Source organism: Hypericibacter sp. (assembly GCF_050729195.1).
Lineage (GTDB): Bacteria > Pseudomonadota > Alphaproteobacteria > Dongiales > Dongiaceae > Hypericibacter.
In genome coordinates, this window is sequence record NZ_JBOHKS010000050.1 from 1 (window position 1) to 8,929 (window position 8,929).

General features: G+C 65.4%; 10 protein-coding genes and 1 pseudogene. 5 read left to right on the forward strand and 6 right to left on the reverse strand.

What is annotated here, in order from left to right:
- Nucleotides 1-229, reverse strand: a pseudogene (locus ACREE8_RS03635) (hypothetical protein); the annotation flags it as partial.
- A 180-nt stretch (nucleotides 230-409) separates the two neighbouring features.
- On the opposite strand from ACREE8_RS03635, the gene ACREE8_RS03640 reads away from it, so the two are divergent.
- The 5 genes from ACREE8_RS03640 to ACREE8_RS03660 all read left to right on the forward strand — a co-directional run bounded on the left by ACREE8_RS03640 (nucleotide 410) and on the right by ACREE8_RS03660 (nucleotide 3,003).
- Nucleotides 410-844: an MmcB family DNA repair protein gene (locus ACREE8_RS03640; protein ID WP_431571616.1), complete on the forward strand. Its 435-nt coding sequence runs from the start codon at nucleotides 410-412 to the stop codon at nucleotides 842-844.
- Between the two features lie 98 nt (nucleotides 845-942).
- Complete coding sequence (locus ACREE8_RS03645) at nucleotides 943-1,323, forward strand: hypothetical protein (protein ID WP_431571617.1); 381 nt, start codon at nucleotides 943-945, stop codon at nucleotides 1,321-1,323.
- Nucleotides 1,324-1,338: 15 nt separating this feature from the next.
- Nucleotides 1,339-1,905 carry a hypothetical protein gene (locus ACREE8_RS03650; RefSeq protein ID WP_431571618.1) on the forward strand — a complete coding sequence of 189 codons (567 nt, stop codon included), beginning with the start codon at nucleotides 1,339-1,341 and terminating at the stop codon, nucleotides 1,903-1,905.
- A gap of 224 nt (nucleotides 1,906-2,129) precedes the next feature.
- A complete protein-coding gene (locus ACREE8_RS03655; protein ID WP_431571619.1) occupies nucleotides 2,130-2,540 on the forward strand; it encodes an HPF/RaiA family ribosome-associated protein in 411 nt (136 codons plus the stop codon).
- Nucleotides 2,541-2,775: 235 nt separating this feature from the next.
- Nucleotides 2,776-3,003, forward strand: a complete 228-nt coding sequence (locus ACREE8_RS03660) for a hypothetical protein (RefSeq protein WP_431571620.1) — start codon at nucleotides 2,776-2,778, stop codon at nucleotides 3,001-3,003.
- A gap of 73 nt (nucleotides 3,004-3,076) precedes the next feature.
- Here the strand turns inward: ACREE8_RS03660 and ACREE8_RS03665 are convergent, their stop codons facing one another.
- From ACREE8_RS03665 to ACREE8_RS03685, 5 genes are all read right to left on the reverse strand, one after another.
- Nucleotides 3,077-3,748: a Fe2+-dependent dioxygenase gene (locus ACREE8_RS03665; RefSeq protein WP_431571621.1), complete on the reverse strand. Its 672-nt coding sequence runs from the start codon at nucleotides 3,746-3,748 to the stop codon at nucleotides 3,077-3,079.
- A gap of 89 nt (nucleotides 3,749-3,837) precedes the next feature.
- Nucleotides 3,838-5,391: an AAA family ATPase gene (locus ACREE8_RS03670; protein ID WP_431571622.1), complete on the reverse strand. Its 1,554-nt coding sequence runs from the start codon at nucleotides 5,389-5,391 to the stop codon at nucleotides 3,838-3,840.
- A gap of 72 nt (nucleotides 5,392-5,463) precedes the next feature.
- Complete coding sequence (locus ACREE8_RS03675; protein ID WP_431571623.1) at nucleotides 5,464-6,399, reverse strand: DMT family transporter; 936 nt, start codon at nucleotides 6,397-6,399, stop codon at nucleotides 5,464-5,466.
- 304 nt (nucleotides 6,400-6,703) lie between these two features.
- Nucleotides 6,704-7,924, reverse strand: a complete 1,221-nt coding sequence (locus ACREE8_RS03680; RefSeq protein WP_431571624.1) for an aromatic ring-hydroxylating oxygenase subunit alpha — start codon at nucleotides 7,922-7,924, stop codon at nucleotides 6,704-6,706.
- 50 nt (nucleotides 7,925-7,974) lie between these two features.
- On the reverse strand, nucleotides 7,975-8,613 hold the full coding sequence (locus tag ACREE8_RS03685) for a TetR/AcrR family transcriptional regulator (protein ID WP_431571625.1): 639 nt from the start codon (nucleotides 8,611-8,613) through the stop codon (nucleotides 7,975-7,977).
- Nucleotides 8,614-8,929 lie beyond the last annotated feature (316 nt).

The window sequence follows — 8,929 nt, forward strand, 5'->3', positions numbered from 1 at the left end:
AGATGCGATCGATCGAGGTCCAGTCCTTGTGGAGGCCGCGTCCGTCGATCAGGCCTTCGATCATGAGGATGGTGATCGGCGGCGGCAGCGACTGGTAGATGACGGTCAACACGATCGAGAGCGCGAAGAAGCCCGCGCCGATCCGCAAGGTCCAGCGCCAGAGGCGGCCCAGCAGCGACCGCCGCGGCCGCGATTTGGCGGTCGCCGGAGGATCGGCCGGCGGCGTCACCGTTTCGCCTCGCGATTCAGGCTCCCCATCTCCCAAGCTGCGCCCGGCCTCCCCTGCTGCCCCGGCAATCTAGCGGCGGGCTTGCAGGACTGCCAACACGCAAGGCGCGCCCGCGGAAATCACAGCCCGAGGACATGGACAAGCCCGAAACCCCTCAGGCAGAGTCCGCAACCGGCAGCCATGGCACTCTCCGATCCCGAAATTGCGCTCAAGCTCGCACGCGGCGTCAGCCGATTCCTCGAGAATCTGGGCTATGGCACCGTGACCGAATTCTCGCTTGCCACCGGCCGGCGCGCCGACGTGTTCGGCGTGAATGAGCGCGGCGAGACCGTCATCGTCGAGGTCAAGAGCTCGCCGGTCGATTTCCTGACCGACAACAAATGGCCCGAGTATCGCGAGTTCTGCGATTACTTCTATTTCGCGGTGGCGCTGGATTTTCCGCGCGAGATCCTGCCGGCGGAATGCGGGTTGATCGTGGCCGATGCCTATGGCGCCGAGATCCTGCGCGCCAGCGACCTGATCTCGCTCAATGCCAGCCGGCGCAAGGCCTTGCTGCTGCGCTTCGCGCTCGTTGCCAGCACCCGGCTGCGCCGACTCCTCGACCCCGATCTCTGAGCCTGCCTTCCCATTCCGTTGACGGCCAGCGAAGGGCCGCGCTAGGGATGAGGGGCCGAGTGGGAGGGTTGACGGGAATCAGGATCGGGGGAGTTCCAATGCTGCGGATGGGTTTCGCGACGCTTTGCGTCGCCACGGGATTGCTATGGTCGGGCGTGACACTGGCTGCACAGACACCCGTCGAGGCGGGACGCAAGGCGGTGCTCGATATCGAGATCACCATCGAAGGCAAGTTCTCGAGCAAGGGCCAGGACGGGGAATCGTCCGAATGGCGCGTGCTGCGGCAATTGCAGCTGAGCTATGAGCTGGTGGCGGGCCCGCTGTCGCCGGCCAGCGTCACCGATGCGCAGGTTCAGGCTCAGCAGGCCGAGCAGGGGACGGAACTGGGCCAGCAGGGCGAGCAGATGATGGCCAACAACGCCAACATGATGGCGCAGATGCAAGCCGCGGTGGAGGCTTGCGGCGACGACGAGGCTTGAGTCGAGGCCTATGCGATGAAATTGGCCCAGGATCCCCAGTTGCAGCAGATGAGCAAGGACGGGGCGCAGGTGGGGCAGTCCATGCAGAGCTACAACCAGGCCAACCCGCCGCGGTTCCAGCAATGGAACGTGCAGTCGCCGAAGCCCCTCACCGCCGCCTACAAGATCGAGGAATGGCGCAAGGACGTGGTCTACGATCCGATCTGCGGTGCGACCGCCAATCTCTGCACGTCGACACGCGAGCGCAAGACCACGGGCAAGATCGGTCCGGACGACCAGACGGCCGGCGGGTCACCCACGGTCGAGGTCGACACGCTGCAGGACAAAATCAGCGTGGTGCTGACCCATCCGCTCTTTGTCCCGACCATTCCGCAGGTGACGCAGGACGGGCCCGGCGAGGCACAGATCCGGTTTCTGCCCTATCGCGACTCCGATTATCTGCCGGCGCTCAAATATCTGGCGGTTCCGCTGAAAAGCTCCTTCGCGGACCAGAAGGGCAGCAGCAGTGTGAAATTCAACGAGCTGGAGGACTATCGCGGTCCCCTGAAATTGTCGGTAGGCTGGCATTTCCATCTGCTGTGAGCCGCGGGAAAGGCCGGATTGCCGACACCGGTCCAATGAACCGTTGAAGCGCCGCTTCAGCGCCACCATGTCAGATTCTTAAGGGGGGACATCACCGGCGAACGGCCCAGGAGGTGATGCCGTTGCCTGTCTTCCGGATTCCGAGATCCCGGCGCTCGCCGCCATGACGGCGTTCGCCATTGCCGTTTCAATCGCGCCGTTTCAATCGCGAAGGGAGAATCTCGATGGAAGAAACGCCGTCACTGACGATCAGCTTCCGCAATCTCGCGCCCTCGGACTCGCTCGAAACCGAAGTTCGCCGGCGCGCCTCAAAATTGATGAAGATCGGGCGTGAGCGCCTGATCGCCTGTCATGTGGTGATCTCGGCGCCGAACCGGCGCCGGCAGCAGGGCAAGCTCTACGCGGTCAATCTGCGTCTCGAGCTGCCGCGCGGCAGCCTCCCGATCAATCGCAACCCGCCCATGGATCACGCGCATGAGGATGCCCATGTCGCGATCCATGATGCATTCGACGCCGCCTTGCGCCGGCTTGCCGAGTTTCGCCGCCGCATCGATGGCCGCGTCAAAACTCATGCGGCAAAACGTCCGCGCGCGCGCAGCGCGCGCGACAGCCATGCGGAGGAGCCGGAAGCCTGAACGTCGAAGGGTTCGAGGATTGCGTCTAAGTCGCTGCGGCGCTGGCGAATTTTACGGCGCGGTCGGTATCCCGCAAAATAGTTTGTAATTCGTAGGGGCTTCGGCTAGCCGTTCGGTTGGTCTTCCAATCGCGGGCGGCCTCTCTATATGCCGTTTAATTATTTGGCAAAGCAGGGGGATTCGATTATCCCCTGCGGCCTTCCCCGTTTCTTTAAGGATTCGGACCCAGTCCATCATGCGTCACGCTCGTCAAATCACTCTCGTTCTGCAGGATCGCGGCAGCGATAAGCCCGCCGAACTCGACATCGCCACAATGCAGGAATTACTCGCCCAGAAGCCGGTCGTTTCCCACACCGCAGCCGCCGGCCGGATGTTGATCTACAGCCTCGATCGCGGCACCGAGGCCAACGAGAACAACGACACGCGGTCGCGATCGACCGGCAGCGACCGCGGGACGAAGTAGCACCCGTCCCGCCACGCCGTTTTCCGATTCGTCATTCGCGACAGCCTGCCTTCGGGAAAGCCCCGCGCGCCGCTCAGTTCTCCGCCCACATGCGCAAGAGATTCATGTGGACCTTGATGAGCTGCTTGGTTTCCGGCGCGTCGGGCGCCTCGCGGTTGCGGACGTCGGCCGCTTGCGACAATTCATAGAGCAGGTTGCGTTGATGCGGATCCTTGACCAGGCTCTGGATCCACAGGACCGCCGCCAGCCTCTCGCCGCTCAGGATCGGCTTGACCTCGTGATAATAGACGGTCGGATAGAGCACCGCGTCGCCCGCCGGTAGCTTCGCCGTCTTCACGCCGAACTCGGTCTCGAGCGAGAGCTCGCCGCCCTCGTAACTGTCGGGATCGGACAGGAAGATCGTCATCGAGAGATCGATGCGCAAGCGGTCCTGCCGGCCCATCACCGCATTGTCCATATGCATGCCGTAATGCATGCCCACGCCATAGCGGCTATAGACCGGGCGGGTGATCGTCTTGGGCCGGGCGGCGGCATCGAGCGTCTGATTGCGCGCCAGGGCCGCCATCACCAGCCGGTCGAGCTCGGCCTTGGCGGGAAAGCGGAAATCCAGCTCCTCATTGGCCTTCTGGTTGCGCCCCAAATTGCCGGCGGAAGCCTTGCCGTCCTGGAACTGCCCGCTTCGCAGGACGGACACGACCTGCTCGCGCTCGGATGGCGTCAACACCTGCGGCAGCCAGAACAGCATCGCGAAAGTCTCCTGCTTTGGCGGGCCTCTATCCCCGGGGGTCCGCCTCCGCCTGTCATGGCACAGAAGTCCGACCCTGATCCAGCCCGTCAGGAGAGCGAGCGATCCGGCAAGGCTGCGCGGAGCCGGTTGGCCGTTGCGTCCAGGGGACCGCCGGCATCGACCCGCATCCAGCTCATCGGGCCGGTCTCGTAATCCTGCTGCCGGCGGACCACGGCGACCGTCGCATCCGACGCATCCCCCCGGCGCCCGGCCACCCGCGCCTCGAGGATGGGCAAAGCGGCCTCGAGCCAGAAACCGGCGAATCCGACGCCTGCCTTCGCCGCCACGGCTTCGATCGCCGCGCGCTCGTCGGGTCTTGCAAAGACCGCGTCCGCAATGACGATGCCACCTGCGCGCAGCGCCGCCGCGGCCGCTTCGCCGAGATTCTCATAGACGGCCAGGGTCTTCTCGGGCCCGTAGGCGTCATCCGGCAGGCGCGCTTCGGGCGCCAGGCCCGCCAGCCGTTTGCGGACCACATCGCTGCGCAAGACCCGGGCGCCGGCTGCATTGCCCAAGCTCGGCGCCAGCCGATAGGCGAGCGTCGATTTGCCGGTGCCGGAGAGCCCGCCGATCGCAATCAGCACCGGCTTCGTCGGCGCCAGCAGCCGCAGCGCCAGTTCCAGATAGCGGCGCGATTGATCGCGCGAGGCCTCGCTGTGATCGCCCTGGCCCTGGCGCCGCGCGGTCGAGGCTGCGACATGGGCGCGGATGACGGCGCGCACCGCCATGAAGAGCGGCAGGGCAGCGGCGCCCTCTTCGGTTTCGCCGCGGTCGAAATAGCGGTTGAAGACGCGGATCGAGAGATCGCGCAGGCCGCGATGCTCGAGATCCATCAGCAGGAAGGCCAGATCATAGAGCCGGTCGATGGTGGCGAGCTCTTCGGAGAACTCGATCGCATCGAACAAGGTCGGGCGGCCCTGCCAAAGACAGATATTCCGTAGGTGAAGGTCGCCATGGCCGCGGCGGACGAACCCTTGCGCCGCGCGCCGGTCCAGCAGGTTGGCGGCGGCCTGCAGGGCCTCGTCGCTTCGCCGGCTCACCTTCTCGATGGTTGCCGGCGCCAGAACGCCTTCGACAGCGGCCCGCTGCAGCTCGCCCAGATTGCCAGCCATGACGCGAGAGAAGCGCGCGGCGCCGTCGGCCGTCGTCACCGGCGCCAGCGACTGGTGGAAATCCCAGACGATATCGGTCAGATCCTGCATCAGCGACGGCGTCAGCCGGCCTTCGCCCGCCATGCGATCGAACAGCAGGCTCTGATCGAAGCGCCGCATCTCGATCACCCAATCGACGACGTCGCCCTCGCCATCGAAACCGAGCCGGCCGTCGGACCCGCGCGTGATCTTGTGGAGCCCCAGATAGATCTCGGGCGCGGTGCGGCGATTGACAGCGAGCTCGGTGCGGCAGGCGCGCTCGCGCAAAGCCAGGGTCGAGAAATCGAGATAGGCGAAACGAATCGCGCGCTTGAGCTTGAAGGCCCGCTCGCCCGCCAGGAACACCGATGCGCCATGGGTATCGATGCGCTCGACCGGCGTGCCGGCCGGCAGGCCGTGGCTCGACGGATCGGCGAGAAAATCGATGACGGGCTGTTGCGGCTCGGGCATCGGCACCTGTTCATCGACGAAGCGGGCGCAACTTCCGTTGAAATGGACCAGAGCCGCGGCTTTGTCGAGGGTTCAGATCCGCTCGCCGCCGACCTCGCCCTCGGCCGCCGGCGTCTGGCCGCCGCGCGCGCGGGTCAACATATAGAGCCCGGCGCCGACGATGAGAGCGGCACCTGCCAGCGTCGCGAAGCCGGGAACCTCGCCCCAGAAGGTGAAGCCCCAGAGGCTGGCCCAGATCAGGCCGGTATATTCGAAGGAAGCGACCAGATTGGCCTCGGCCATGCGATAGGCCTGGGTCAGCAGCACCGTGCCGACCGCGGCGATGGGGCCGGTGGCCGCCATCAGCAGCAGGTCGGTCGTGCTCGGCATCGTCCAGGCGCGCAGCAGGAAACCGAGGCTGCCGGTGTTGTCGCCCTCATAGCCGCCCTGGCCGAACAGCGCCGCCATGGTGAGGGCGCCCGTCAGGAACAGCATGTTCTGATAGAAGGCCATGACCGGCGCGCTGTCGGTCGCCCCCAACCGCCGCGCCATCAGCGCCGCCGCGCCATAGCAGAAGGCCGACGCCACCGGTAGCAGCGCCGCCCATTCGAACAGGCCGCTGGCGGGCCGCATCATGACGACCACGCCGGCGAAGCCGACGATGGTGGCGATCCAGCGATTGAGGCCGATCTTCTCGCCGAGGAAGGGGCCTGCGAGCGCGGTGATGAAGAGCGGAACGGTGAAATAGAGCGCGACGATGCTGGCCAGAGGCAGGACCGGAAAGGCCAGGTAGTAGGCGGTATAGGAGATCATCAGCGCGCCGCCGCGCAAAGCGAGCCAGCCCATGCGCCGCGAAATGAGCGCGCGGATGCCGCCATGCCAATGGAGCATCGCCAGCAGGATCGGGATGCTGATAAGGCAGCGGATGGTGATGACCTCATGGACCGGATAGCTGCCGGCCACGGTCTTGATCACCACATCCTGGAACGAAAAGATGAACACGCCCGCGAAGAGCGAAGCGATAGCCATCAGCGATCGGCGATCGCGCAAAGGCGGCAAGTCCGAGGCTCCCCCGAGCCGCCGATTCCAGTGATGACGCGCCAGAGCAGGCGCAGGGCGTATCGGCGTGCGGGCGAGACTATCAGATCGGGCGGGGCTTGCGTGAGGTGCCGGAAGGAGGGGCGCGCCGCTGGCAACGCGGCAATTTGTTGTCCCCTCTCCCGCTTCGCGGGCGAGGGCTAGGGAGAGGGAACACGCGTCATTGGCTACCGCGTCATCCCCCTCCCTAGCCCTCCCCCGTTCCGGGGGAGGGGATAGAATAGGTAGACGGGCGTCAGGCCGCGGCCGCGTCTCCGGAGCCGGTGTCCGTCAGCATCGCCGCATTGACGGCGGAGAGGCTGCCATGGGCCGGGGCCTGGGTCAGCGTCACGACCGGGCAGGCCGCGCGCAGCCGGTCGTGAAAATCCACGATCGCATGCTCATAATCGGACAGCGGCCCCGGCTGATAGCCGTTCGACCGCAGGCCCGACTGCACGCGCTCGCTCAGCTCCTGGTCCTCATAGCCGACCTGCCGGTTGATCCGCGCATTGAGATAGCGCAGCACCTTCGCCTCGCGGCGATCGTCGGGCCGGCAGAAGACCGGATAGCGCATCACGCAGGTCTCGGCCGACTTGGGCAGGATCTGGAACACATCCATGCTGTCCGGATAGATGTCGATGCCGATATTCGGCACCATCGAGAAGAACAGCCAGGTGCGGCGGTTCTTTTCCGGCAGATCCGTCAGGAACTGTGGCGCCATCTTCTGATAGAGCCGCTCGGTCCAGACCGGCGAGGGACGATCCTTCAGCACGCTCTCGCTGACGGCGACGCCATGGCTGTTGATCTCGCCGAGGAGATCGTTGTCGAGCATGCGGTGATAGCCCGGATGGCCGACCGGCACATGATAGTTCTCGAGATTATTGTCGACCGCGACCTTCCAGTTGCAGTTCCAGGTCTCGATCCAGGGCTGATCGACCGGCTCCATCTCCTCGAGCCGGTAGGGCCGCGCCATCTCGATGAAGTCCTTGAACATCTCGGCAAGGCTGGGGCCGCCCGGAACGAGCCGCACGAAGACGAGGCCGAGGATGACTTCCATCTCGACCGGCTTCAGGCCGAACTCGGCCTTCTTCATGCCGGGGAAGGTCTGCTCGGACGGCACCGCCGCGAGACGGCCGTCGAGCGAATAGGACCAGCCGTGATAGGGACAGCGGATGCGGCCCTTGCAGCTGCCGGCGCCATCCAGCAGCTTCGAGCCGCGATGACGGCAGACATTCATGAAGGCGCGGATCTCGCCATCCTTGCCGCGCGTGACCAGCACGGAATCGCGCATCAGGTCGAGCGTCGCGAAATCGCCCGGCTGCTTCAGCTGGTTCACATGGCAGACGAACTGCCAGGACGGCAGGATCACGCGCTGATATTCGAGCTCGGTCAGCTCCTGGTTGAAATAGGTCCAGGCCGGCAGGCCGCGCGTCATCGAATCGACCTCGGTCAGCGCAATCGGGGTCTGTTCGTTCATGGCGGTCTCCTGTCGCTTCATATCGATCGGGGTCATGGCGGTATCCAAACTCAAGAATTGAGAGCAAAAGCCTCCGGGAACATTCCCGCGAGATAGTTGAGAGCCGTGCGCTGAGCTAAGGCTCGGTCGAAGGCAGCGCCTTCGACCATGATCTCCTGCCAGAGATATTCGAGGACGCCGATGAAGCCGGTGGCGACCGCCTCGGCGTCGAGATGGCGATGGCCGCCGCGCGCGATCAGCCCGGCGATGATCCGCACCATGTCGTCGTGGTAGCGGTTGTCGATGGCGCCGACGCGCTCGAGATAGGTGCTGCGCGATCCGGCCTCGCCCCAGAAGGCGTACCAGACCGAGACTTTGTCGGGCGCCGAGACCGCCGGATCGAACATGGTGGCGATCAGGCGCTTCAGCGCTTCGACCGGGTCGGCCGCGGAGTCCTGGAGGGCGCTCGCGCGCGCCCGCTCGAACTCGCTCGTCAGATGGTCGAGCACCTCGACCAGCAGCGCCTCCTTGCGCTTGAAGTGAAGGATCACGGTGCCCGGCGCCACCTTGGCCGCGAGCGCCACGCGCTCGACCGTGGTGCCCGACAGGCTCTGGCGCGCGATCACTCCGATGGTCGCCTCGAGGATCGAAGCGCGGGTGGCGGCGCCGCCCTGGGGCACCGTCCGGATCGCTCTCAGCGCTGCGGCCATGGGACCGAAATCCTTCAAGTTCTGTTGCGGTTTCAATACAGTAACGATACTGAATGAATATTCATTTACTCGAGTGGGGAGGCCGTGTCAAGCTGCTCCCCGGAAATCCAGCCGGTTCCGGGACTTACCCGATAGGTGCAGGATCGGGGTCGGGACCGGACGGGGACGGCGATCCTGGGGAGGGGAAGATGAGCGGCTTGCGGCGGTGGCTGGCAGCCCTGGCGCTGGTGGCGGGCGTGGTGACGGGTCTCGGATCGGCACGGGCGGAGGAGCCCGGCATCGACCTCCGGGTCATGACCTTCAACATGTGGTATGG

Bases quoted from the DNA above. Each gene is read 5' to 3' on its own strand.
- ACREE8_RS03640 (WP_431571616.1), top strand. From the start codon at position 410: ATGGCACTCTCCGATCCCGAAATTGCGCTCAAGCTCGCACGCGGCGTC.
- ACREE8_RS03660 (WP_431571620.1), top strand. From the start codon at position 2,776: ATGCGTCACGCTCGTCAAATCACTCTCGTTCTGCAGGATCGCGGCAGC.
- ACREE8_RS03670 (WP_431571622.1), bottom strand. From the start codon at position 5,391: ATGCCCGAGCCGCAACAGCCCGTCATCGATTTTCTCGCCGATCCGTCG.
- ACREE8_RS03655 (WP_431571619.1), top strand. From the start codon at position 2,130: ATGGAAGAAACGCCGTCACTGACGATCAGCTTCCGCAATCTCGCGCCC.
- ACREE8_RS03665 (WP_431571621.1), bottom strand. From the start codon at position 3,748: ATGCTGTTCTGGCTGCCGCAGGTGTTGACGCCATCCGAGCGCGAGCAG.
- ACREE8_RS03650 (WP_431571618.1), top strand. From the start codon at position 1,339: ATGAAATTGGCCCAGGATCCCCAGTTGCAGCAGATGAGCAAGGACGGG.
- ACREE8_RS03680 (WP_431571624.1), bottom strand. From the start codon at position 7,924: ATGAACGAACAGACCCCGATTGCGCTGACCGAGGTCGATTCGATGACG.
- ACREE8_RS03685 (WP_431571625.1), bottom strand. From the start codon at position 8,613: ATGGCCGCAGCGCTGAGAGCGATCCGGACGGTGCCCCAGGGCGGCGCC.
- ACREE8_RS03645 (WP_431571617.1), top strand. From the start codon at position 943: ATGCTGCGGATGGGTTTCGCGACGCTTTGCGTCGCCACGGGATTGCTA.
- ACREE8_RS03675 (WP_431571623.1), bottom strand. From the start codon at position 6,399: ATGGCTATCGCTTCGCTCTTCGCGGGCGTGTTCATCTTTTCGTTCCAG.